Origin of the sequence: Streptomyces anulatus (genome assembly GCF_014650675.1) — a bacterium.
GTDB lineage: Bacteria > Actinomycetota > Actinomycetes > Streptomycetales > Streptomycetaceae > Streptomyces > Streptomyces anulatus.
Genome location: NZ_BMVK01000002.1, coordinates 818556 through 840868 on the forward strand (window position 1 = coordinate 818556; position 22313 = coordinate 840868).

Sequence of the window (22313 nt, forward strand, 5' to 3'; positions counted from 1 at the left end):
TGCCCCTCCCCGGCCCGCCCGGCTGCGTTCCAGCCCGTCCGGCGTTTGAGGACCGGGGTCCGGGGCGGAGCCCCGGTTCCGGGAAGGGGCGGGGAGGGGAACAGCCCGCGCAGCGCCCACCCACGCCCCGCCCCACCCGCACCCCACCCCCCGTACCCCCTCCGCACCCCCGAAAGGCGGACCCCGTGCAGCACGACCTCATCGCGCAGGCCAGGACCTGGCTGGCCGAGGACCCCGACCCCGAGACGCGTGCGGAGCTGGGCGCGATCGTCGACGCGGGCGACACCGCCGAGCTGGCCGCCCGCTTCGCGGGCACGCTCCAGTTCGGCACCGCCGGCCTGCGCGGGGAGCTGGGGGCCGGGCCCATGCGGATGAACCGGTCCGTGGTGATCCGGGCGGCGGCGGGCCTCGCCGCCTATCTGAAGGACCAGGGCGAGGAGGGCGGCCTCGTCGTCGTCGGCTACGACGCCCGCTACAAGTCGGAAGACTTCGCGCGCGACACCGCGGCCGTGATGACGGGCGCCGGGCTGCGCGCCGCCGTGCTCCCCCGCCCGCTCCCCACCCCCGTACTGGCGTACGCCATAAGGCATCTGGGAGCCGTCGCCGGGGTCGAGGTCACCGCCAGCCACAACCCGCCGCGCGACAACGGCTACAAGGTCTACCTCGGCGACGGCTCGCAGATCGTGCCCCCGGCCGACGGCGAGATCGCCGCCGCCATCGCCGCGGTCGGCCCGCTGGCCGGCGTGGCTCGCCCCGAGGGCGGCTGGCAGACCCTCGGCGACGAGGTCCTGGCCGCCTACCTCGCCCGCACGGACGCCGTCCTGGCCGCCGGCAGCCCCCGTACGGCCCGCACCGTCTACACCGCGATGCACGGCGTCGGCACGTCCGTCCTGACCGCCGCGTTCGAGCGGGCCGGGTTCCCCGCACCGGTCCTCGTCACCGAACAGGCCGAGCCGGACCCCGCGTTCCCCACCGTGGCCTTCCCCAACCCGGAGGAGCCCGGCGCGATGGATCTCGCCTTCGCCACCGCCCGCCGGGCCGCGCCGGACCTGATCATCGCCAACGACCCGGACGCGGACCGCTGCGCCGTCGCCGTGCCCGACACCGCCGCGGAGGGCGGCTGGCGGATGCTGCGCGGCGACGAGGTGGGCGCGCTGCTGGCCGCGCACCTCGTGGAGCGGGGCGTGAGCGGCGTGTTCGCCGAGTCGATCGTGTCGTCGTCGCTGCTCGGCCGGATCGCGGAGAAGGCGGGCCTCGGTTACGAGGAGACGCTGACCGGCTTCAAGTGGATCGCCCGGGTGGACGGCCTGCGGTACGGGTACGAGGAGGCGCTCGGCTACTGCGTCGACCCCGAGGGCGTCCGTGACAAGGACGGCATCACCGCCGCTCTCCTCGTCGCCGAGCTCGCCTCCGTACTCAAGGAGCAGGGCCGTACGCTCCTGGATCTGCTGGACGACCTGGCGCTCGCGCACGGCCTGCACGCCACCGACCAGCTCTCGGTGCGGGTGGAGGACCTCTCGGTCATCGCGGACGCCATGGCCCGGCTCCGGGAGCAGCCCCCGACCGCGCTGGCCGGTCTCGCCGTCACCTCGGCCGAGGACCTGGCGCGGGGCACGGACCGGCTGCCGCCCACCGACGGGCTGCGCTACCACCTGGAGGGGGCCCGGGTGATCGTCCGCCCGAGCGGCACCGAGCCGAAGCTGAAGTGCTACTTGGAGGTCGTCGTCCCGGTGGCGGACGCGGCCGGGCTGCCCGCCGCGCGGGCCCGGGGGGCCGAACTGCTCGCCGGGATCAAGCGGGACCTGGCGGCGGCAGCGGGAATCTGACCCGCCGCTCCGCCACGACCGCACGGCTTCGCACGAGCGCGCCGCCCGACACGACCGCGCCACCTCGCACGAGCGCGCTGCCCGACACGACCGCGTCGACCCACGCGAAAGGGCCGGTACCCCTCCCGGGGTGCCGGCCCTTCGGCGTTCGATGGGGTCGGGCTCAGCCGATCGCCCCCACCACCACGAGCAGGACGGCCCCCACGACGGCCGGGGCGATCACCTCGTACGCCCAGCGCACGGAGCCCCGGTCCGCGCCCTCGGCGGTCGTGTCGCCGGCCCGCTCGGAGATGTCCCGCAGGTCGCGGACCGTCTGGTCGGCGGAGGCGGTGCGCTCGGCGGAGTCGCGGACGTCGGCGCTGACGGAGGTGCGGCCGTAGGGGTCGTCGTGCGCCGCGCGGGCCGCGCTGCGCGCCGCGCGCTTGCGGGCGCGCAGGGAGACCGGGATGGCCCACAGCTGGTACTTCGTGCCGTCCTGGGCGAGCAGCTCGGAGGAGTACGAGGCCCGCACGTCGGCGACCTCGGTCCAGGGGAGCTGGATCGTCCGGAACGGGTTGCGGATCCGGATGCGCTCGTCGTCCGCGAAGACGGCGGGCCGCAGGGTGAACGCCACGACCAGCGGCACCACGAGGAGCAACGCGGCCGCCGCCAGCCAGGGCACCCGTCCCTCGCCCCGGATCATGGCGTCCCCGGCCATCCAGGCGATCAGCAGGAGCAGCAGCGACCCGCAGACCAGTGCGGCGACGGAGCGGTAGGTCCGTGTCGCGGGGGGCGGCTCTGCGGGAGGTGTGGGGCTCGTCATGGGGCCGATTCTGCCTGACGGGCCCGGAGGGCGGCGGAGCGGCCGTCCGGGCCCGTCGGGCGGGTCGCCCCGCGCACGGGCCCGGGAAGCGGAACGCGTGGACGGCCGGGTGCGGGACGCACGGATGGCCCGGCCCCCTGTACAGGCCGCTACGCGCGTAGATATGCTCCTCTGGTGACCATGCCCACCACTGCTCCCGCATTTTCCGACGCGACGGCGTCCGACAGTGCGCTGCGCCGCTTCCTGTTCGGGCTGCCCGGCGTCGACGCCGTCGGCCTCGAAGCGCGCGCCGCCTCCCTCGGAACCCGTTCGATCAAGACGACGGCCAAGGCGTACGCCATCGATCTCGCCATCTCGATGATCGACCTGACGACGCTGGAAGGCGCGGACACCCCGGGCAAGGTCCGGGCTCTCGCCGCCAAGGCCGTCAACCCCGACCCGACCGACCGCACGACGCCGCGCACCGCCGCGGTCTGCGTCTACCCCGACATGGCGGCCACCGCCGCCGCCGCGCTGGCCGGCTCCGGTGTGAAGGTGGCGTCCGTGGCGACCGCCTTCCCGGCGGGCCGTGCCGCGCTGGACGTCAAGCTCGCGGACGTCCGCGACGCCGTGGCGGCCGGGGCCGACGAGATCGACATGGTGATCGACCGGGGGGCGTTCCTCTCCGGCCGGTTCCTGAAGGTGTACGAGGAGATCCTCGCCGTGAAGGCGGAGTGCGGGGCCGCCCGCCTCAAGGTGATCTTCGAGACCGGCGAGCTGTCCACGTACGACAACATCCGCCGGGCCTCCTGGATCGGGATGCTCGCGGGCGCGGACTTCATCAAGACCTCGACCGGCAAGGTGGCCACCAACGCCACCCCCGCCAACACCCTCCTCATGCTGGAGGCCGTCCGCGACTTCCGGGCGCAGACCGGCGTGCAGATCGGTGTGAAGCCGGCCGGCGGCATCCGCACCACCAAGGACGCGGTCAAGTTCCTGGTGCTGGTGAACGAGACCGCGGGCGAGGACTGGCTGGACCCGCACTGGTTCCGGTTCGGTGCGTCCAGCCTGCTCAACGACCTGCTGATGCAGCGCCAGAAGCTCAGCACCGGCCGTTACTCCGGCCCCGATTACGTGACGGTGGACTGATAGCCATGGCATCCGCATTCGAGTACGCACCGGCGCCGGAGTCCCGTTCCGTCGTCGACATCGCCCCCTCCTACGGGCTGTTCATCGACGGCGAGTTCACCGAGGCCGCCGAGGGCAAGGTCTTCAAGACGGTCTCGCCGAGCAGCGAGGAAGTCCTCTCCGAGGTGGCCCGGGCGGGCGCGGCGGACGTGGACCGGGCCGTGAAGGCGGCCCGCAAGGCGTTCGAGAAGTGGTCGGCGCTGCCCGGCTCCGAGCGCGCCAAGTACCTGTTCCGGATCGCGCGGATCATCCAGGAGCGCAGCCGTGAGCTGGCCGTCCTGGAGACGCTCGACAACGGCAAGCCGATCAAGGAGACCCGCGACGCGGACCTCCCGCTGGTCGCGGCGCACTTCTTCTACTACGCGGGCTGGGCCGACAAGCTCGACCACGCGGGGTACGGGGCGAACCCCCGTCCGCTGGGCGTGGCCGGCCAGGTCATCCCGTGGAACTTCCCGCTGCTGATGCTCGCGTGGAAGATCGCCCCGGCGCTCGCCACGGGCAACACGGTGGTGCTGAAGCCGGCCGAGACGACCCCGCTGAGCGCGCTGTTCTTCGCGGACATCTGCCGCCAGGCCGGGCTGCCCAAGGGCGTCGTGAACATCCTGACCGGGTACGGCGACGCGGGCGAGGCGCTCGTCTCGCACCCCGACGTCGACAAGGTCGCCTTCACCGGTTCGACCGCCGTCGGCAAGGCCATCGCGCGCTCCGTCGCGGGCACGGACAAGAAGGTCACGCTGGAGCTGGGCGGCAAGGGCGCGAACATCGTGTTCGACGACGCGCCGATCGACCAGGCCGTCGAGGGCATCGTTACCGGGATCTTCTTCAACCAGGGCCAGGTCTGCTGCGCGGGCTCCCGGCTGCTGGTCCAGGAGTCGGTCCAGGACGAGGTGCTGGACGCGCTGAAGCGCCGGCTCTCGACGCTGCGCCTGGGCGACCCGCTGGACAAGAACACCGACATCGGCGCGATCAACTCCTCCGAGCAGCTGGCCCGGATCACCTCCCTGGTGGAGACCGGCGAGGCGGAGGGCGCGGAGCGCTGGAGCGCCCCCTGCGAACTGCCGTCGTCCGGTTACTGGTTCGCCCCGACGCTCTTCACGAACGTCACCCAGGCGCACACGGTGGCCCGCGACGAGATCTTCGGCCCGGTGCTCTCGGTGCTCTCGTTCCGTACCCCGGACGAGGCGGTCGCCAAGGCCAACAACAGTCAGTACGGCCTCTCGGCCGGCATCTGGACGGAGAAGGGCTCCCGCATCCTCGCGGTGGCGAACAAGCTCCGCGCGGGCGTCGTCTGGGCCAACACGTTCAACAAGTTCGACCCGACGTCGCCGTTCGGCGGCTACAAGGAGTCGGGCTACGGCCGCGAGGGCGGCCGCCACGGCCTGGAGGCGTACCTCGATGTCTGACCAGAACCGTCTTGGCGTCTTCAAGACCTACAAGCTGTACGTCGGGGGCAAGTTCCCCCGCTCCGAGAGCGGCCGGGTGTACGAGGTGACGGACTCCAAGGGCCAGTGGCTGGCGAACGCGCCGCAGTCCTCCCGCAAGGACGCGCGCGACGCGGTCGTGGCCGCGCGCAAGGCGTTCGGCGGCTGGTCGGGCGCGACCGCGTACAACCGCGGCCAGGTCCTCTACCGCGTCGCGGAGATGCTGGAGGGCCGCAAGGACCAGTTCGTCCGCGAGGTGGCCGCCTCCGAGGGGCTGTCGAAGTCCAAGGCGGCGGCCGTCGTCGACGCGGCGATCGACCGCTGGGTCTGGTACGCGGGCTGGACGGACAAGATCGGGCAGATCTCCGGCGGGGCGAACCCGGTCGCCGGCCCGTTCTTCAACCTCTCCACCCCCGAGCCGACGGGCGTCGTCGCGGTCCTCGCGCCGCGGAAGTCGTCGTTGCTCGGGCTGGTCTCGGTGATCGCCCCGGTCATCGCGACCGGCAACACGGCGGTCGTCGTCGCCTCGGCCGACGCCCCGCTGCCCGCGCTGTCACTGGGTGAGGTGCTGGCCACCTCCGACGTGCCCGGCGGCGTGGTCAACATCCTGTCCGGCGTCACGGCGGAGCTGGCGGCCCCGCTCGCCGCCCACCAGGACGTCAACGCGATCGACCTCACCGGCGCGGACCCCGCGCTGGCGAAGGAGCTGGAGATCGCGGCGGCGGACAACCTGAAGCGCGTACTGCGCCCGGGACCGGTGGACGCGGACTGGGCGGCCTCGCCCGGCACGCACCGCCTGACGGCCTTCCTGGAGACCAAGACGGTGTGGCACCCGACGGGCGCCCTGGGAGCCGCGGGCTCCTCGTACTGACACCCACCCGGTGCCCGGACGGGGCCGCCCTCCCACCCCGGGGCGGCCCCGTCCGCCGTTCGTCGGCCGTCAGCCGGTGATGAGCCCGGTGACCGTCCCCACCACGGGCAGGTCGCCCAGCGAGCCGCCGCTGGTGATCGGATCCGTGAGGACGGCCGTGGTCAGCGGCTTGAAGTCCGCGATCTGGGTGCCGACCGCGTTGTCCAGCGGGTCCACCCCGGTGTTGGCCAGCGGGTCCAGCTGGAGGTCGGTGATCGGGGCGACGCTGCTGGCCAGCGAGGTCCCGAGCGCGCTGGTCACCGCCGGTCCGGCCGTCTCGGTGACCGCCTGGAGGGCCGAGGTCCCCTGCTCGGGGATCTCCGCGACCGGGGGCAGCTGGACGGCCCCCGCGGAGCCCGCACCGGCTCCCAGGGCGGCCCCCAGCGCGGTGATGGTCAGACCGGCGCGCAGCAGGACGCGACGTTCGGGCTTACGTGCATGAAGTGCCATGTTTTCCACCTGATCGAGCCTGGTCGGGTAATCGTCTGTGCGCGCAGAGTAGTTGAGGTGTGATGCTGGATACCAACAGGAGGCCCGAGGGGTCCCCTGCGCGGGTCAATGCCTCACACTTCTGTTCTGTGAGTTCCCAACCGATCCCGACCCGCGTCGTCCTGCTCGCGGGCCCCTCCGGCTCCGGCAAGTCCGTCCTGGCCGCCCGCACCGGTCTGCCGGTGCTGCGCCTGGACGATTTCTACAAGGAGCACGACGACCCGACGCTGCCCCGGGTGCCGGGCTCCACGGACATCGACTGGGACTCCGCCGGGTCCTGGGACGCGGACGCGGCGGTGGCCGCCATCGCCGAGCTGTGCCGGTGCGGCCGTACGGACGTTCCGGTGTACGACATCGCCACCAGCTCCCGTACGGACCACGAGGCCTTCCACATCGAGCCACCGCTGTTCGTGGCGGAAGGCATCTTCGCGGCGGACATCGTCGAACGCTGCCAGGACCTGGGGCTGCTGGCCGACGCGCTGTGCCTGCGCGGCCGCCCGTCCACCACGTTCCGGCGGCGGCTGGTGCGGGATCTGCGCGAGGGCCGCAAGTCGGTGCCGTTCCTGCTGCGGCGGGGCTGGCGGCTGATGCGGGCCGAACGCCGCATCGTGGCCCGCCAGACGGCCCTGGGGGCGTACCCCTGCGGCAAGGAGGAGGCGCTGGGCCGGTTCGCCGCCGCGGCAGCCGGTCGGTGCCGTCGGGCGAGCGTGGGGGCGCCGGTCCCGGAGTAGGGGGTTCAGGCATGCGGTAGCAGGTGCGCCGCCCCCACCCGTAGCGGTCGGACGCACGGAAGACGGGGCCGTACAGGCCCCCCCGGCCCGTACGACCCCGCTGTGTTTCCCCCGTGACCCGCGCCTCCCCCGAAGCGACGGGCCGATCCCCCGTGGTTCCCCCGAACCCCCTCGGTCCCCGTTTTTTTCCTGCTCCCCCGTATTTCCCCCGTAGCCCCTGCCTCCCCCGAAGCAGCGGCCGTTCTCCCCCGTAGCCTCAGGCCACCAGCTCGCCGAAGGACTCCTGCTCGTCACGTCCGAAGCTGAGGACCTCGTCCTCGCGCAGCCGGCGCAGGGAGCGCCAGATGCTGGACTTCACCGTGCCGACACTGATGTCGAGGATCGACGCGATCTCCGGGTCGGTGCGGCCCTCGTAGTACCGCAGGACCAGCATCGTGCGCTGGAGTTCGGGCAGCCGGGCGAGTGCCTGCCACAGCACCGCCCGCAGCTCCGTGCCGCGCATCGCGTCCGTGTCGCCCACCGTCTCCGGCAGCTCCTCGGTCGGGTATTCGTTGAGCTTGCGCCTGCGCCAGGCGCTGATGTGCAGATTGGTCATGGTGCGGCGCAGGTATCCGCCGACCGCAGCCTTGTCGCTGATCCGGTCCCACGCCCGGTACGTCGAGAAGAGGGCGCTCTGCAGCAGGTCCTCGGCCTCGAACCGGTCACCGGTCAGGTGGTAGGCGGTCGCGTACAGGGAGGCCCGTCGCTCCTGGACGTAGGCGGTGAACGCCGCTTCGGCGTCCGTGTCCTCCGTCCGGGCCGTGCGATCCCCCGTGGCCTCCCCGTACGCGTTCGCCGCCCCCTTGGGCGCGTCGACCACCGTCATGTACGGCATGCGCACCTGCTCCGCGGCCGTCTGGTGCTGACGCCCGGTGCTCCGAACACACCCCCGCATGTTCATGGCACCGGACTTCTCCGTGCTCCGGCCGACGTCGTGGAGACGCGTGACAACTGCGCTTGAGCTGGTGCTGTGCAGTGCGTTCATCTCGCGCCCCCTATCGGTGGAGTCCGTTCGTTCCCTGCTGACCAAGAGCTTGCCGGGGCAGTTTCATGACGCTGTCCCCCGACTGTCACAGGCCTGTCACAGGGGTAGTTGAGGCCGTGCCCGGACAATCGGACCGGGCCACAGGTCGAACTGAAGCGCCACCATGGGCCAGAATGACGTTCGTGCCTTTCCTGTTGCTGATCGAGGACGACGACGCCATCCGCACGGCCCTCGAACTCTCGTTGTCACGCCAGGGCCACCGTGTGGCCACCGCGGCGACGGGAGAGGACGGCCTGGAGCTGCTGCGCGAGCAGCGACCCGACCTGGTCGTGCTGGATGTGATGCTGCCCGGGATCGACGGTTTCGAGGTGTGCCGGCGTATCCGCCGCACCGACCAGCTGCCGATCATTCTGCTGACCGCGCGCAGCGACGACATCGACGTCGTGGTGGGACTGGAGTCCGGCGCGGACGACTATGTGGTGAAACCTGTCCAGGGACGGGTGCTGGACGCCCGGATCCGGGCGGTGCTGCGCCGGGGGGAGCGCGAGTCGACCGACTCGGCGACCTTCGGCAATGTGGTGATCGACCGCTCCGCCATGACCGTCACCAAGGACGGTGAGGACCTGCAGCTCACGCCGACCGAGCTGCGGCTCCTGCTGGAGCTGAGCCGCCGGCCCGGCCAGGCCCTTTCCCGGCAGCAGTTGCTGCGCCTGGTGTGGGAGCACGACTACCTGGGCGACTCCCGTCTGGTGGACGCCTGTGTGCAGCGGCTGCGCGCGAAGGTGGAGGACGTGCCGTCCTCGCCGACCCTGATCCGTACGGTGCGGGGCGTGGGCTACCGGCTGGACTCGCCTCAGTGACCGAAACCGCCAAGCGGTCCCTGCGGGCCGGTCTGCGCTGGACCAGTCTGCGGCTGCGCCTGGTCGTGGTGTTCGCGCTGGTGGCGCTGACGGCAGCGGTGTCCGCTTCGGGGATCGCCTACTGGCTCAACCGCGAGGCCGTGCTGACCCGTACCCAGGACACCGCGCTCGACGACTTCCGGCGGCAGATGCAGGACACCGCGGCGGGGCTGCCGACACGTCCCACCAAGGACGACCTCCAGCGGGCCGCCGGGGCGATGGCGTCCAGCAGCCCGGGCTACAGCGTGCTGCTGGAGGCCGAACGCGAGCGTGGCAAGCCGATCGTGGGCTACTCCGACCTGGACACCTTCACCCGGGCCGACGTGCCGGACTCGCTGCAGAAGCAGGTGGCCCGCAAGCAGCCGCTGACGTCGAGCAACGAGCACGAGTACCACCTGTTCTGGCAGCGGACGAGCATAGCGGGCACGCCGTACCTGGTCGCCGGTACGCGGATCATCGGCGGCGGCCCGACCGGCTACATGCTCAAGTCCCTCGACCAGGAACGGCAGGACCTCAACTCGCTGGCCTGGTCGCTGGGGATCGCCACCGCCCTCGCGCTGGTCGGCTCGGCGCTGCTCGCGCAGGCCGCCGCGACGACGGTGCTGCGCCCGGTGCAGCGGCTCGGCGACGCGGCCCGCAAGCTCGGCGAGGGCAAGCTCGACACCCGGCTCGAGGTCTCCGGCACGGACGAGCTCGCCGATCTCTCCCGTACGTTCAACAGAACGGCCGGCTCGCTGGAGAAGAAGGTCGCGGACATGAGCGCGCGGGAGGAGGCGAGCCGCCGCTTCGTCGCCGACATGTCGCACGAGCTGCGCACCCCGCTGACCGCGATCACCGCCGTGGCCGAGGTGCTGGAGGACGAGGCGGACACCCTCGACCCGATGATCGCGCCCGCCGTGCATCTGGTGGTCAGCGAGACCCGGCGGCTGAACGACCTGGTGGAGAACCTCATGGAGGTGACCCGCTTCGACGCGGGCACGGCCCGTCTGGTGCTGGACACGGTCGACGTCGCCGACCAGGTGACCGCGTGCATCGACGCGCGGGCCTGGCTGGACGCGGTGGACCTGGACGCGGAGCGCGGCATGATGGTCCGGCTCGATCCGCGCCGGCTCGATGTGATCCTGGCCAATCTGATCGGCAACGCCCTCAAGCACGGGGGTTCGCCGGTGGGCGTACGGGTGCGGACCGAGGGCGAGGAGCTGGTCATCGAGGTACGGGACCACGGTCCGGGCATCCCCGAGGACGTGCTGCCGCATGTCTTCGACCGGTTCTACAAGGCCAGCGCCTCCCGGCCCCGGTCGGAGGGCAGCGGGCTCGGCCTCTCCATCGCCATGGAGAACGCCCACATCCACGGCGGTGACATCACGGCGGCGAACTCGCCGGACGGCGGCGCCGTCTTCGAACTGCGGCTGCCGCGCGACGCCGAGAAGCTCGCGCACCACGACGAACCGGGGGCTGACGCCCCGGACGAGAACGGGGCGACGTGAAGCGCGGCGATGTCACGTACCGGCGGGGCCCGCTCCGGCGGCGTACGGCAGCCTCGTTGGCGGCCGTGCTGGCGGCCGCGGCGCTGGCCTCAGGGTGCGGGATCCGTACGACCTCGGTGCCGGTGGACGCGGGGGCCGCGCCCTCCCGGGTGCCGTGCCGGCTGTCCTCGTCGGACGTCGCGACGCGGTCGCCGGACAGCGTGGGCGTCACGGTGTATCTGGTGTGCACCTCGCAGCTGGTCACCGTGGACCGCCCGGTGGCGGCGGAGGCGACCGGCGCCGACCCGCTGGTGGTCGCCCGGGCGCTGCTGAAGGAGGTCCAGCAGGCGCCGCCCGCGAACGAGCGGCGGGCCGGGTTCACCACCGCGATTCCGGAGGGGCTGCGGGTGACCCCGGCCCGTGACGGCGACCCGGCGGGCACCGTGCGCCTCAGCAGCCAGCCGGAGGACCTGTCGGCGGAGGCGCTGGCCCAGCTGGTGTGCACGTACGCGGAAAACGAGACGCTGGTCACGGACGGCTCGGTGGTCCTGGGCGGGCCCGGGGACTATCCGCCGCGCGGCTATCTGTGCACCTCACAGACGAAGACCCGGCCGGGCGACCTGGCCACGCCGGACGCGGTCCTGCTGGACTGACGCGGGTCCCGCGCGGTCCGCTGGGCCGCCCGGGGGAGCCGCCCGCGCAGCGGGCCGCGACGGCGCGGAACCGATCCTGCCGGTCGCGGCGTCTTGGTGGACGTGCGTCACAGTTCGGACGGCCAGACCGTCATCCACTTCCGCGCGGCGGGGGTCACTCTCCTTGTCGCGCATCTGCTGTTCGTCGGGTGGCTGACGCTGCGCCCGCTGGACGTTCCCTGGATCACGGCGGCGAATTTCGAGCCGCTCGCCGGGATCAGGGCGGACCTCGCGCTGGGACCGGCCGAGGCGGCCCGCCGGATCGGCGGGGCGTTGTTGCTGCTGGCCCCGCTCGGGGTTCTGCTGCCGATGGCCGGGGGGCGGATCTTCGTCTCCCCCTGGGTCTCGCTGCTGCGTACGGTCGCCGCCGGGGCGCTGATCTCGCTGGCCATCGAGCTGGGCCAGACCGGGGTGCCCGGCCAGATCGTCGACATCGACTCGCTGCTGCTGAACACCACCGGGGTGGTGCTGGCCCATCTGCTGGTCGTCCCCGTCTGCCGGGCGCGGCTGCGCCGCCTGGGACTGCCGGGGGTACGGGACCTGCCCCACTACCGGCAGGAGACCCGTCTCAGGGACGAGGCCCCTGGGGGGCCTACCCCGACGATTACCGGGGTCGGCCTCGCACCGTAGAGCGATGCTTTGTCCCTCTTCGCGGCGGCACCATGGATATACCGGGGAGCGCGGAAGGCCGCTCCTCACACAACGGTTCGCGAAGGAGCCCACCATGGCCGCACTTGTCCGCCCCCGCGAAGGCCGCATGATCGGCGGAGTGTGCGCGGGCCTCGCCCGGCGCTTCGGTATCTCCACCGGCACGATGCGCGTCATCTTCGTCGTCTCCTGTCTGCTGCCCGGCCCGCAGATCCTGCTCTACCTGGCGCTGTGGGCGCTGCTGCCCTCGGAGAAGGCCGCCGCCTCCGCGACGGCCTGGTGACGCGCCGCATCACGGGGAGCGAGAACGCGCGGTGGGGCGCACACCCTGGATCAGGGTGTGCGCCCCACTGGCATGTGCGGGTGGCGCCGGTGGCCCGGCGCGCGGGCCGGGTCGGCCGGGAGGGTCTCAGCCGCCGAGCGGGATCCCGTTGGCGGTGAGGCCCTTGGTGGGCAGTCCGCCGAGCAGGCCGGTGACCGGGGCGGCCGCGTCGGTGGCGTCGCCGCCGAGGACCTTGCCGACGGTCTCCTGGACCGGCGCGTTCTGGGCCGACTTGGCGACGGTGTCGAGCGCCATCGTCGAGACGGGGAGCGCCCCGGCCGCGGCGTCCAGCGGCAGCGCGGGGGCGGCGGAGGCGCTGCCGGCGGCGGCAGCGGCGAAAGCGGCGCCGAGAGCGGCGACACCGAGAGTCTTGGCAGCAGACTTCTTCATGGAGAATTCATCCTTGGGGAAGGGGATGTGAGCGGCTCTGCAAGCTAGCCATCCCGCTGCCCCTATCGCAAACATCCCGACACGCGGAAAAGGGCCGGGATTTCGCTTCCCGGCCCTTTCCCCTGTCGGCGACCTCAGCCCGTGGAGGCCGCGGAACCGCTGGTCACAGCGGTCTGACGGAAGAGCCACTCGGACTTCAGCTCCGCATAGCCGGGCTTGACGACGTCGTTGATCATGGCGAGACGTTCGTCGAAAGGAATGAAAGCTGATTTCATCGCATTGACTGTGAACCACTGCATGTCGTCGAGCGTGTATCCGAAGGCCTCGGTCAGCCGCTCGAATTCCCCGGTCATGCTCGTGCCGCTCATCAGCCGGTTGTCCGTGTTCACGGTGATCCGGAAGTGCAGCTTGCGCAGCAGTCCGATCGGGTGCTCGGCGTACGAGGTGGCCGCGCCGGTCTGGAGGTTGGAGGTCGGGCACATCTCCAGCGGGATGCGCTTGTCCCGTACGTAGGAGGCGAGGCGGCCGAGGGTGACCGAGCCGTCATCGGCGACCTCGATGTCGTCGATGATCCGCACTCCGTGGCCGAGGCGGTCGGCGCCGCACCACTGGAGCGCCTGCCAGATCGACGGCAGGCCGAAGGCCTCGCCCGCGTGGATCGTGAAGTGGTTGTTCTCGCGCTTGAGGTACTCGAACGCGTCGAGGTGGCGGGTGGGCGGGAACCCGGCCTCGGCGCCCGCGATGTCGAAGCCGACGACGCCCTGGTCGCGGTAGCTGTTGGCGAGTTCGGCGATCTCCAGCGCGCGGGCGGCGTGCCGCATCGCGGTGAGGAGGGCGCCGACGCGGATGCGGTGCCCGTTGGCGCGGGCGATGCGCTCGCCCTCGCGGAAGCCCTCGTTGACGGCCTCGACGACCTCTTCGAGGGTCAGGCCGCCCTCCAGGTGCTGCTCGGGGGCGTAGCGGATCTCGGCGTAGACGACGCCGTCCTCGGCGAGGTCCTCGGCGCACTCGGCCGCCACCCGGAACAGCGCGTCACGGGTCTGCATGACGGCGCAGGTGTGGGCGAACGTCTCCAGGTAGCGCTCCAGCGAACCGGAGTCGGCGGCCTCGCGGAACCAGATGCCGAGCTTGTCGGCCTCGGTCTCGGGGAGGGAGTCGTAACCCTGCGCGCGGGCCAGCTCGACGATGGTGCCCGGCCGCAGGCCGCCGTCGAGGTGGTCGTGGAGCAGCACCTTGGGGGCGCGCCGGATCTGGTCGGAATCAGGGACATTCGGGGTCTGGCTCGTCATCTTGGCACTCTAGCGCCTACGCGCGTAGAGCGCCCGGTGTCGATGCGTAACAGTGACCGCGAAGTCGGGTGGAGTACACCTCTCCTTCTGACACTGTTCTGTCATGGGACAGCGCGCACTCCCCCTGTCTGACCCCAGGCTGGGAAGGGCCGTTCAGGCGGCCGGAGCAACGGACGAGGTCAGCGGCGTGGTTCTGCTGCTCCCGGACGGCCGGGCCGACTCGCACCGTCGCCCTTCCACCCTGTCGTACGCGGCACAGCTGCCGTTCGCCCGTTCCCTGGCCCGTGCCGGAGTGGGCGACGGGCTCGCGGTGCACGTCCTGCACTATCGCCGCCGGGGCTGGAACGCGGACGACGCGCATCCCGCCGAGGACGCCGCGTGGGCGGCCGACGAGGTGCAGCGCCGGTACGGCGACGTGCCGGTCTGCCTGGTCGGCCACGGGATGGGCGGGCGGGCCGCGTTGCGGGCCGCCGGGCACGGCGCGGTCACCTCCGTCCTGGCGATGGCCCCGTGGCTGCCGGATCAGTCGGCGGCCGAACCGGAGCCGGTGAAGCAACTGGTGGGGCGTCGGGTGCTGATCGTGCACGGCACCAACGACGAGCGCACCGATCCGGAGCTGTCCTACCGGCTGGCCGAGCGCGCGAAGAAGTCCAACCGGGACACCTGCCGTTTCGAAGTCCATTCCGACGGCCACGCGTTGCGCCAGCACCGCTCCGAAGTGGTGGCGCTGGCCGCCGACTTCGTGCGCGGCTCGCTCTTCGCGCGGTCCTACGCCCGCCCCGTCGCGGACGCGCTCGCCGCGCCGCCGCCGCTGGGGCTGCGGATGCCGCTGGCCGCCGGGTTCGGCCGGTCGCTGCGGCACTGAGCGCGGGCGGCCCGGCCGTGGCGGGACCGGCTTCGGCGGCGCGGCGGGGGCGGTCCGGGGCCGGCTCCGGGCGCGCCGGTCAGTCGGCGGGGAGCGGCAGCGCGCCCAGTATCCAGCGCATCGCGTGCCGTTCCGCGACGATCAGCACCGCGGTCTCCCCGTCGCGGCACTCCAGCACCACCTCGGAGGACCGGCTCCCGTAGTGCGGGTCGGTGACGTGCTTGCCGCGCAGCCGCACCGGAACCAGGGTGTCCGGAAGCGGCCGCAGGACGACCTTGCCGTACGCGTCCGGGGTCGTGGCGAGCCGGCCTCGGCCGCCGGGCACGGGGCCGGGGGCCAGGGTCAGGTAGTCGTACCCCTCGACGCTGTAGGGGACCTCGCCCGCCACGACGGCACGGACGACCGCCCGGCGGTGAGCGTCTTCGGCTCCAGGGTGACGACGTCGGTCGCCCGGCGTCCCAGCAGCCGGGTCAGGAGCGCCGAGGCCGACCACGCGACCGCGCACCCGGCTGCGGTGATCAGCAGGACGAGAGGGACGTCGTCGACGGTCAGCGCGGAGGTGATCGCGACGCCGACCGCCGCCGAGGTCGCCGCGAACGGCACCCAGGACTGCCACGCGTGGACCGCCGGATCGCGGGTGTGGCGCAGGCTCCACCAGAACGCCCCGCGCACGAAGGCGGCCCCGACGACGAGCAGGGCGAGGGCCACCGCCAGCCGGGCGGCGGCCCCGGGCCCCGGCTTGCCCCTGACGTCCTGGCGCAGCTCCCCCAGGCCCAGCGCCCACACCGTGCCGCGCCAGGAGTGCACCGTCACGCGGTCGCCGGGCTCCAGCTCGCCGAAGACCGACCCCGCCCCGCGCAGCTCCACCTCGAAGGGCGGGCCGTCGCCGGGGTCGACGGTGACCAGGCGGGTGTCGGACTTCTTCTCCCGGCGGCTCTCCTTGGCGACGACCGCGGCGGGCCACGTGGCCAGGCAGTCACCGTTCTCGGGCGCCGCCACGTCCTCGCACGACCGCGCCGCCCGGAAGTCGTGGGCCTCGGCCAGCTTCCCGGGCAGCGTCACGAAGAGCACCGCCGCGGCCAGTATCAGCACCGCTCCGAGCGCGCCGGGCGCGATGGCGCTCCGCATGTCCCGGCGGGCGGGCGGGGGCGGGGCGGCGGAGGGATCGGGGGTGCAGGCGCGAGTCACCGGGACATTCTGCCCGATTCGAATGGATTTCCGACGGATCCGGTCCACCGGCGACGGCTCCGGTCCACCCGTCGCTCAGTCCGGCAGCAGGTTCCCCCGGCGCGAGAGCAGGAAGCGCTTGAAGGCGGCGACCGGCGGGGTGTCGGGGTGCCCGTCCAGCCAGGCGACCCCGATCTCGCGGGCGGCGCGCGGTGCGGTGACCGTCAGTTCGACGACGCCGGGGCGGGCGACCGCGGGCGGCGGCAGCAGCGCCACCCCGAGCCCGGCGGCGACCAGTCCGCGCAGGGTCTCCGCCTCCTCCCCCTCGAAGGCGACCCGGGGCGTGAAGCCCGCCTCCGCGCACAGGTCGTCGGTGATCCGGCGCAGCCCGTAACCGGGCTCCAGGGTGACGAACGTTTCATCGGCCGCCTCCGCGAGCCGGATGCGGCGGCGGGACGCGAGGCGGTGGTCGTCGGGGACCACCAGCCGGAGCCGCTGTTCGTCGAGGCGGCGGGCGACCAGGTCGGGGGCGTCGGGCACGGGAGAGGTGAGGCAGAGGTCGAGGCCGCCCGCCCGCAGCCGTTCGATCATCGCCTCGCCGTAGTTCTGCACGAGCTGGAAGCGGACCTTGGGGTGGTCGACCCGGAAGGCGCGGATCAGGGCGGGCACGGTCTCCGAGCCCATGGTGTGCAGGAAGCCGAAGGAGACCCGGCCCGCCGTCGGGTCGGCGTCCGCCCGGACCGAGTCGGCGGCCTTCTCCACCTCGGCCAGGGCCCGTTCCGCCGAGCCGAGGAAGGTGCGGCCCGCCGGGGTGAGCGAGACGGTGCGGCCCCTGCGGGCGAACAGGGCGACGCCCAGGTCCGCTTCGAGCCGGACCATGGCCCGCGAGAGGGTGGACTGCGGGACGCCCAGTTCGTGCGCGGCACGGGTCACATGCTCGTGCCGGGCGACCGCCTCGAAGTACGCGAGGCGGGGCGCGAGTACGGCTCGGATGTCTTCTTCGTAACTACTCGGTGACAGCCGGGGCCCTGAGCTGCGTTCATGCGCCATGGGATTGATTATGGCAGTTTCGTGCATTGGACGCATGAAACGTCTCCCTCTACTTTCGACGTATGCCTCCCGCCAGTACCGGGGCATCCACCATCGCCGTGGATGCCTCTGCCCCGCAGTCCCCCGTCACCACCACCGCCGCGCCCGCCGCCGCCACCCATGAGCGTCTGGAGCCCGGCCGCCCCGGCTACCGCCGGATGAGCTTCGCCCTCTTCGCCGCCGGTGTCGCGGCCTTCGCACTCCTCTACTCCACCCAGGCGCTGCTGCCCGCCGTCTCCGCGTCGTTCGACGCGAGTGCCGGGCAGGCGAGCTGGACGGTCTCGGCGGCGACCGGGGCGCTGGCCCTGTTCGTGCTGCCGCTGAGCGCGCTCTCGGAGCGGTTCGGTCGGCGGCAGATGATGACGGCGTCGCTGGCGATCGCGGTACTCGTCGGACTGCTGGTGCCCTTCGCCCCGTCGATGGGCGCGCTGATCGCCCTGCGCGCCGTCCAGGGTGCGGCGCTCGCCGGGCTTCCGGCCTCCGCGATGGCGTATCTCGCGGAGGAGGTGCGGCCCAAGGCGCTGATCGCCGCGATCGGGCTGTTCGTCGCGGGCAACAGCATCGGCGGTATGAGCGGGCGCATCCTCACCGGGTGGGTCGCCCAGGCCTGGGGCTGGCGCGCCGCGCTCGCAGCGGTCGGGCTGCTCGCGCTGGCGTGCGCCGTCGCCTTCCATTTCCTCATCCCGAAGGCCCGGAACTTCCGTCCCGGTTCGCTGAACCCGAAGGCCCTCGCGAAGACCGTCGCCACGCATCTGGCCGACCCGCTGCTGGTCCGGCTGTACGCGATCGGCGCACTGTTCATGACGGTGTTCGGCGCGGTCTACACGGTGATCGGCTACCGGCTGGTCGAGGAGCCGTTCAGCCTGCCGCAGGGCGTCATCGGCTCGATCTTCCTGGTCTACCTGGTCGGTACGGTCTCCTCCGCCGCCGCCGGCCGGCTGGTGGCCCGCCTCGGCCGCCGGGGCGCGCTCTATCTGGCGGTCTCGACCACAACGGCCGGGCTGCTGCTCTCGCTGGCCGACCAGCTGGCCGCCGTGCTGCTGGGCCTGGTGCTGATCACGGCCGGTTTCTTCGCCGGGCACGCGGTCGCCTCGTCGTCGGTGAGCCGCACCGCGACGACGGGCCGGGCGCAGGCGTCGGCGCTCTACCAGTCGGCGTACTACCTGGGTTCCAGCGCGGGCGGCACGCTGGGCGCGGTCGCCTTCCACGCCGGGGGCTGGACGGCGACGGTGGCCCTGGGCCTGCTCGCGGTCCTCGGGGTCGTCTCGATCACCCTGTACGGGACCCGGGTGGCGCGTGCGGAGCGTCGGGCGCTCGTCCCCGCGACGCGCTGAACCTTCCGGGGCACGTGCGCGGGGTCCGGGCGGCATGTGCTGCCCGGACCCCGCGCCGATCGGTGCTTCGGCGGCCATCGGGCGACCGTCGTCAGTCGACAGCCGACCGCGGGGCCGCCGGGCCGTCAGGCCGTCAGCGGGCCATCAGGGCGAAGACACCCCAGCCGAGGTACTCCCGCTGGTACCGCGCGTAGCGGGCGGGTTCGGTGTCGAGCTCGGTCCGCACCTCGGCGGCCGGCTCGTCATCGGGGTGCGCGTCGAGCCAGCGGCGGAGGTTGAGCCACTGCGCGGCCCGGTACCGGTCCCAGCTGTCCTGGTCGGCCAGCACCATCTCCACGACGTCGTACCCGAGGCCGCCGAACCGCTCGATCAGCTCCGGCAGCACGAGGAAGTCGCCCTCGTCGCCGGCGTGGCAGCCCAGAGCGGTTTCCCGGTCCGGCACCTCCTTGCGCCAGTACGGCTCGCCGATCAGCATCAGCCCACCGGGCCGGAGGCTCCTGGCCAGCAGTTCGACCGTGCCAGCCACGCCGCCGCCGATCCAGGTGGCGCCGACGCACGCGGCGAGATCGACCCGCTCGTCCGCGACGAAACCGGAGGCGTCGCCGTGCACGAAGGCGACCCGGTCGGCGACGCCGAGTTCGGCGGCACGGGCGCGGGCCTTCTCGGTGAACACCGTGCTGATGTCCACGCCGGTCCCGGTGACCCCGTGGTCACGGGCCCAGGTGCACAGCATCTCGCCCGACCCACTGGCCAGGTCGAGCACCCGCGTACCGGGTGCCAGGTGCAGCGCCCGACCGAGGTCGGCGAGCTTGCCGGGGGTGAACGGGTTGTGGATGCGGTGGCTACTTTCGCGGAGGGTGAAGATGCGGGGAAGATCCACGAGAGGTGTTCCTTACGTTCGATGAGGTCATGGCATCCGCGGGGGCAGGCAGGCCGGATTCGGCCGCCGTCGCTCGGACCGTCATCGAAAACACCTCGTTGTGAGCGCGGGGATCAGGAACCCGGCGACCATAAGGCCTTCCGGGCGGCGGCTCCACCGGTTTTCCGGGCTCGTCGCACGGGACGCACGGGGGCTCGTCGGACCGGGGCTCCGACCGGGCCGCGCCGGACCGCGACGCAACCGAGACATACCGGCGCGCAACCACCGCCCCTCTCCGCACGTCTACCATGCGTAACCATCAACGCACTGTGGGCGAAGGGGAGTTGGCGCACATGGGAGTCACGGCGAAGATATCCGGAAGACCACTGCGGCGAGGGGTGGCACTGTCCGTCGCCGGACTGGTGGCCGCTCCGGCCCTGGTCCTGGGCACCGGCACCGCCGCCCACGCGGCGTCCTGCACCAAGTCGGTGGGACCGCACCAGAAGCAGGTCGAGAAGTTCCTGAAGCGGCCCGTGGACGGCAAGCAGTCGACGGCCGACTGCAAGGCGACCCAGAAGTTCCAGAAGAAGCACGGGATCACCCCCACCATCGGCTACGCCGGCCCGCTGACCTGGCGCACGATGAACACGATGCTCGCCCAGAAGGCGGCCGGGAAGAACCCCAACAAGGCGAAGAAGTGCCCCACCAACAAGGGCCGCATCGCCTGTGTCGACCTGACGCGGCAGCTGAGCTGGATCCAGGACGGCAAGAAGCTGAAGTACGGACCGGTCCCGGTGCGGACCGGCCGGAACGGCGTCGAGACCCGGACCGGCTCCAAGAAGATCTACTGGCGCAACATCAAGCACTGGTCGACCATCTACAAGGTCTGGATGCCGCACTCCCAGTTCTTCGACGGCGGCCAGGCGTTCCACTCGGTCACCAAGTCCATGTACAACCCGCCGGGCTCCGGCGGCTGCGTCAACATGCGCCCCGCCGACGCGAAGGCATACTGGAAACTGCTGAAGAACGGCGACGACGTGTACGTGTACGGGCGCAAGCCCGGGACCTGAGCGACGCGCTCGGTACAGGCCGGACACCTGAGGGGTGCCGGGCGGATCGTGGCCGCGGCCGCCGGGCACCCCTTGTCCTCTTTCCGCCCCGACTGTCAGTGGCCTGCGGTAGCTTCCGACGTACCGGGTGACGGATGCCACAGCGCGGCTGCGCGCGACAGGGGTGGAGCGATGAGCGATCTGACCACGACGACGGCCGCAGGAGCGGCGGAGGGCGCCGGGGGCGCCGACGCCGCCGGGATCGACAGCCGCCTGGAAGGTCACCGGATCGAGCTGACGGGGTACTGCTACCGGATGCTCGGGTCCGCCTTCGAGGCCGAGGACGCGGTGCAGGACACCCTGGTCCGGGCCTGGCGCAACTTCGACAAGTTCGAGGGCCGCTCCTCGCTGCGCTCCTGGCTCTACCGGATCGCCACCAACGTCTGCCTGGACATGCTGAACGCGGGCAACAAGCGGGCCCGACCGGTCGACCTGACGGGCCCGACACCGCTCGCCCAGGCCGCGCTGAGCCCCCGCCCGGAGAACGTCTGGCTGGAGCCGATGCCCGACGGCCGGATCCTGCCCTCGGTCCAGGACCCGGCGGAGGCGGCCGTGGCGCGCGAGTCGGTGCGTCTGGCGTTCGTCGCCGCCCTCCAGCACCTGCCGCCCAAGCAGCGCGCCGTGCTGATCCTGCGCGAGGTCCTCGCCTGGAAGGCCGCCGAGGTGGCCGAGCTGCTGGAGACCTCCGTCGCCTCGGTCAACAGCGCCCTGCAGCGGGCCCGCGCCACGCTGACCGAGACGGAGAGCCGGGCGGGCGATGCGGCGGACCCCCTCGACGAGGAGCAGCAGAAGCTCCTGGAGCGCTATGTGAAGGCGTTTGAAGGTTACGACATGGCCGCCCTGACCGCACTGCTCCACGAGGACGCGGTGATGACGATGCCGCCGTTCGACCTGTGGCTCCGGGGCACCGGCGACATCACGGGCTTCATGACCTCCATCGGCGCGGCGTGCGCGGGCTCCAAGCTGGTGCCCGTCTCGGCCAACGGCTCCCCCGGCTTCGCGCACTACAAGCCCGCCGAGGACGGCGACGGGTTCGTGCCGTGGGCGGTCCAGGTCATCGACATCCAGGACGGGGCGATCACCGGGATGCACTGCTTCCTGGACGTCCCGCGCTGGTTCCCGCTGTTCGGCCTGCCGGACCGGCTCCCGGCCGACGCGTAGGAGTCCCGGCCGGGCCCGGCGCCCCGCGTCACCCGGGGCGCCGGGCCCGACCGACAGCCGCACACACCTCGGCGCGCGCCCGGCGTCGGTGCTGCGCCCGGCGCGTGCGTACGGCTCCGGGGCGTCGGCACGGCTCCGGCATCAGCGCGGGTCCGGTACCCGCTCCTCCGGGCCCTCCTCCAGGCTCATCACATCGGCAAGCCCCACCAGGTCCAGCAGTGACCGGAGTTCGGGAGGTACGCGACGCAGCCGCAGCGTGCGTCCGGACCGGCGGGCGACGAGCCCCAGCCGGGCCACCGCCTCGACCAGGGTCAGATCGGGCCGGATCACGCCGCCCACATCGCAGTCCACCGCCGCGCCCGGGGCGAGGGCGGCTCCGCCGGGGCCGGCGAGAGCACGCTCCAGCTCGGCGCAGAGGTCGGGCACGACGGCACGGCTGACCCGGCCGGTCACGGTCAGGGCGATCGGATTCTCGGCATCCACACCAGGCAGACCGGACCGGCGGGCGAAAATCATCGGCCCCCTCCGCGCGGCATCCGCCACGGAGGGGCCTTTTTGCGACAACTGTGAATTCCCCGCACCCAATCTGTGAACCAACTCCCCCAGCATTACCTCTAGTTCGATGAACCGACGGGCCGCAGCCGTCGTTCCTG

General features: G+C 72.4%; 24 protein-coding genes. 14 read left to right on the top strand and 10 right to left on the bottom strand.

Annotated features, from left to right (window positions below; translation table 11 throughout):
* The first annotated feature begins 185 nt into the window (after window positions 1-185).
* A complete protein-coding gene (locus IE272_RS08310) occupies window positions 186-1826 on the top strand; it encodes a phospho-sugar mutase (protein WP_056700984.1) in 1641 nt (546 codons plus the stop codon).
* A gap of 163 nt (window positions 1827-1989) precedes the next feature.
* On the opposite strand, the gene IE272_RS08315 is transcribed toward IE272_RS08310, so the two are convergent.
* Window positions 1990-2628: a PH domain-containing protein gene (locus IE272_RS08315; protein WP_050360203.1), complete on the bottom strand. Its 639-nt coding sequence runs from the start codon at window positions 2626-2628 to the stop codon at window positions 1990-1992.
* A gap of 180 nt (window positions 2629-2808) precedes the next feature.
* Here IE272_RS08315 and deoC point away from each other — a divergent pair, with 180 nt between their 5' ends.
* From deoC to IE272_RS08330, 3 genes are read left to right on the top strand one after another with little or no spacing between them, the layout of a single operon-like run.
* Entirely contained in the window at window positions 2809-3756 is a 948-nt protein-coding gene (gene deoC, locus IE272_RS08320) for a deoxyribose-phosphate aldolase (RefSeq protein WP_050360204.1), read from the top strand.
* 5 nt (window positions 3757-3761) lie between these two features.
* Entirely contained in the window at window positions 3762-5198 is a 1437-nt protein-coding gene (locus IE272_RS08325) for an aldehyde dehydrogenase family protein (protein WP_050360205.1), read from the top strand.
* The gene (locus tag IE272_RS08330) at window positions 5191-6087 is read left to right on the top strand and encodes an aldehyde dehydrogenase family protein (protein ID WP_057665424.1); all 897 of its coding nucleotides are present in this window, start codon (window positions 5191-5193) and stop codon (window positions 6085-6087) included. Before IE272_RS08325 ends, IE272_RS08330 begins: the two co-directional genes overlap by 8 nt.
* Window positions 6088-6156: 69 nt before the next feature.
* Here the strand turns inward: IE272_RS08330 and IE272_RS08335 are convergent, their stop codons facing one another.
* Window positions 6157-6576 (bottom strand): hypothetical protein, encoded by a 420-nt coding sequence (locus IE272_RS08335; RefSeq protein ID WP_050360207.1) that lies wholly within the window; start codon window positions 6574-6576, stop codon window positions 6157-6159.
* Window positions 6577-6638: 62 nt separating this feature from the next.
* Between IE272_RS08335 and IE272_RS08340 the strand changes: the two genes are divergently transcribed.
* Window positions 6639-7346: a uridine kinase family protein gene (locus IE272_RS08340; protein WP_073740267.1), complete on the top strand. Its 708-nt coding sequence runs from the start codon at window positions 6639-6641 to the stop codon at window positions 7344-7346.
* A 256-nt stretch (window positions 7347-7602) separates the two neighbouring features.
* Here the strand turns inward: IE272_RS08340 and IE272_RS08345 are convergent, their stop codons facing one another.
* Complete coding sequence (locus IE272_RS08345) at window positions 7603-8370, bottom strand: SigE family RNA polymerase sigma factor (protein ID WP_073957840.1); 768 nt, start codon at window positions 8368-8370, stop codon at window positions 7603-7605.
* Window positions 8371-8552: 182 nt separating this feature from the next.
* On the opposite strand from IE272_RS08345, the gene afsQ1 reads away from it, so the two are divergent.
* The 5 genes from afsQ1 (at window position 8553) to IE272_RS08370 (ending at window position 12358) form a co-directional block, all read left to right on the top strand.
* Complete coding sequence (gene afsQ1, locus IE272_RS08350; RefSeq protein WP_006127084.1) at window positions 8553-9230, top strand: two-component system response regulator AfsQ1; 678 nt, start codon at window positions 8553-8555, stop codon at window positions 9228-9230.
* A complete protein-coding gene (locus tag IE272_RS08355) occupies window positions 9227-10756 on the top strand; it encodes an ATP-binding protein (protein ID WP_050360208.1) in 1530 nt (509 codons plus the stop codon). Before afsQ1 ends, IE272_RS08355 begins: the two co-directional genes overlap by 4 nt.
* Window positions 10753-11388: a GerMN domain-containing protein gene (locus IE272_RS08360; protein WP_056700988.1), complete on the top strand. Its 636-nt coding sequence runs from the start codon at window positions 10753-10755 to the stop codon at window positions 11386-11388. The genes IE272_RS08355 and IE272_RS08360 overlap by 4 nt, the downstream gene beginning before the upstream one ends.
* 96 nt (window positions 11389-11484) lie before the next feature.
* On the top strand, window positions 11485-12057 hold the full coding sequence (locus tag IE272_RS08365; RefSeq protein WP_050360339.1) for a VanZ family protein: 573 nt from the start codon (window positions 11485-11487) through the stop codon (window positions 12055-12057).
* A 94-nt stretch (window positions 12058-12151) separates the two neighbouring features.
* The gene (locus IE272_RS08370) at window positions 12152-12358 is read left to right on the top strand and encodes a PspC domain-containing protein (RefSeq protein ID WP_050360210.1); all 207 of its coding nucleotides are present in this window, start codon (window positions 12152-12154) and stop codon (window positions 12356-12358) included.
* Between the two features lie 126 nt (window positions 12359-12484).
* Here IE272_RS08370 and IE272_RS08375 read toward each other — a convergent pair whose 3' ends face one another.
* Entirely contained in the window at window positions 12485-12787 is a 303-nt protein-coding gene (locus IE272_RS08375; protein ID WP_050360211.1) for a hypothetical protein, read from the bottom strand.
* Window positions 12788-12921: 134 nt separating this feature from the next.
* Complete coding sequence (locus IE272_RS08380) at window positions 12922-14076, bottom strand: adenosine deaminase (RefSeq protein ID WP_050360212.1); 1155 nt, start codon at window positions 14074-14076, stop codon at window positions 12922-12924.
* Window positions 14077-14179: 103 nt separating this feature from the next.
* On the opposite strand from IE272_RS08380, the gene IE272_RS08385 reads away from it, so the two are divergent.
* Window positions 14180-14941, top strand: a complete 762-nt coding sequence (locus IE272_RS08385; RefSeq protein ID WP_078961328.1) for a dienelactone hydrolase family protein — start codon at window positions 14180-14182, stop codon at window positions 14939-14941.
* A 79-nt stretch (window positions 14942-15020) separates the two neighbouring features.
* Here IE272_RS08385 and IE272_RS08390 read toward each other — a convergent pair whose 3' ends face one another.
* The 3 genes from IE272_RS08390 to IE272_RS08400 all read right to left on the bottom strand — a co-directional run bounded on the left by IE272_RS08390 (window position 15021) and on the right by IE272_RS08400 (window position 17158).
* Window positions 15021-15329 carry a hypothetical protein gene (locus IE272_RS08390; protein WP_190006536.1) on the bottom strand — a complete coding sequence of 103 codons (309 nt, stop codon included), beginning with the start codon at window positions 15327-15329 and terminating at the stop codon, window positions 15021-15023.
* Complete coding sequence (locus tag IE272_RS08395) at window positions 15284-16129, bottom strand: hypothetical protein (protein ID WP_190006537.1); 846 nt, start codon at window positions 16127-16129, stop codon at window positions 15284-15286. Before IE272_RS08395 ends, IE272_RS08390 begins: the two co-directional genes overlap by 46 nt.
* Before the next feature lie 75 nt (window positions 16130-16204).
* A complete protein-coding gene (locus IE272_RS08400; protein WP_032794292.1) occupies window positions 16205-17158 on the bottom strand; it encodes a LysR family transcriptional regulator in 954 nt (317 codons plus the stop codon).
* 62 nt (window positions 17159-17220) lie between these two features.
* Between IE272_RS08400 and IE272_RS08405 the strand changes: the two genes are divergently transcribed.
* Window positions 17221-18531 (top strand): MFS transporter, encoded by a 1311-nt coding sequence (locus tag IE272_RS08405; RefSeq protein ID WP_050360214.1) that lies wholly within the window; start codon window positions 17221-17223, stop codon window positions 18529-18531.
* 133 nt (window positions 18532-18664) lie between these two features.
* Here the strand turns inward: IE272_RS08405 and IE272_RS08410 are convergent, their stop codons facing one another.
* On the bottom strand, window positions 18665-19411 hold the full coding sequence (locus tag IE272_RS08410) for an SAM-dependent methyltransferase (protein ID WP_050360215.1): 747 nt from the start codon (window positions 19409-19411) through the stop codon (window positions 18665-18667).
* A 332-nt stretch (window positions 19412-19743) separates the two neighbouring features.
* Between IE272_RS08410 and IE272_RS08415 the strand changes: the two genes are divergently transcribed.
* Window positions 19744-20460 carry a L,D-transpeptidase family protein gene (locus tag IE272_RS08415; protein ID WP_032794296.1) on the top strand — a complete coding sequence of 239 codons (717 nt, stop codon included), beginning with the start codon at window positions 19744-19746 and terminating at the stop codon, window positions 20458-20460.
* A 171-nt stretch (window positions 20461-20631) separates the two neighbouring features.
* A complete protein-coding gene (locus tag IE272_RS08420) occupies window positions 20632-21660 on the top strand; it encodes a sigma-70 family RNA polymerase sigma factor (RefSeq protein WP_050360216.1) in 1029 nt (342 codons plus the stop codon).
* 141 nt (window positions 21661-21801) lie between these two features.
* On the opposite strand, the gene IE272_RS08425 is transcribed toward IE272_RS08420, so the two are convergent.
* Entirely contained in the window at window positions 21802-22176 is a 375-nt protein-coding gene (locus tag IE272_RS08425) for an STAS domain-containing protein (protein ID WP_190006538.1), read from the bottom strand.
* Between the last annotated feature and the right edge of the window lie 137 nt (window positions 22177-22313).

Excerpts from the sequence above, each read along its gene's own strand:
- IE272_RS08315 (WP_050360203.1), bottom strand. The coding sequence starts at position 2,628 with ATGACGAGCCCCACACCTCCCGCAGAGCCGCCCCCCGCGACACGGACC.
- deoC (WP_050360204.1), top strand. The coding sequence starts at position 2,809 with ATGCCCACCACTGCTCCCGCATTTTCCGACGCGACGGCGTCCGACAGT.
- IE272_RS08325 (WP_050360205.1), top strand. The coding sequence starts at position 3,762 with ATGGCATCCGCATTCGAGTACGCACCGGCGCCGGAGTCCCGTTCCGTC.
- IE272_RS08330 (WP_057665424.1), top strand. The coding sequence starts at position 5,191 with ATGTCTGACCAGAACCGTCTTGGCGTCTTCAAGACCTACAAGCTGTAC.
- IE272_RS08335 (WP_050360207.1), bottom strand. The coding sequence starts at position 6,576 with ATGGCACTTCATGCACGTAAGCCCGAACGTCGCGTCCTGCTGCGCGCC.
- IE272_RS08340 (WP_073740267.1), top strand. The coding sequence starts at position 6,639 with ATGCTGGATACCAACAGGAGGCCCGAGGGGTCCCCTGCGCGGGTCAAT.
- IE272_RS08345 (WP_073957840.1), bottom strand. The coding sequence starts at position 8,370 with ATGAACGCACTGCACAGCACCAGCTCAAGCGCAGTTGTCACGCGTCTC.
- IE272_RS08370 (WP_050360210.1), top strand. The coding sequence starts at position 12,152 with ATGGCCGCACTTGTCCGCCCCCGCGAAGGCCGCATGATCGGCGGAGTG.
- IE272_RS08375 (WP_050360211.1), bottom strand. The coding sequence starts at position 12,787 with ATGAAGAAGTCTGCTGCCAAGACTCTCGGTGTCGCCGCTCTCGGCGCC.
- IE272_RS08380 (WP_050360212.1), bottom strand. The coding sequence starts at position 14,076 with ATGACGAGCCAGACCCCGAATGTCCCTGATTCCGACCAGATCCGGCGC.
- IE272_RS08385 (WP_078961328.1), top strand. The coding sequence starts at position 14,180 with ATGGGACAGCGCGCACTCCCCCTGTCTGACCCCAGGCTGGGAAGGGCC.
- IE272_RS08400 (WP_032794292.1), bottom strand. The coding sequence starts at position 17,158 with ATGGCGCATGAACGCAGCTCAGGGCCCCGGCTGTCACCGAGTAGTTAC.
- IE272_RS08405 (WP_050360214.1), top strand. The coding sequence starts at position 17,221 with ATGCCTCCCGCCAGTACCGGGGCATCCACCATCGCCGTGGATGCCTCT.
- IE272_RS08415 (WP_032794296.1), top strand. The coding sequence starts at position 19,744 with ATGGGAGTCACGGCGAAGATATCCGGAAGACCACTGCGGCGAGGGGTG.
- IE272_RS08420 (WP_050360216.1), top strand. The coding sequence starts at position 20,632 with ATGAGCGATCTGACCACGACGACGGCCGCAGGAGCGGCGGAGGGCGCC.
- IE272_RS08425 (WP_190006538.1), bottom strand. The coding sequence starts at position 22,176 with ATGATTTTCGCCCGCCGGTCCGGTCTGCCTGGTGTGGATGCCGAGAAT.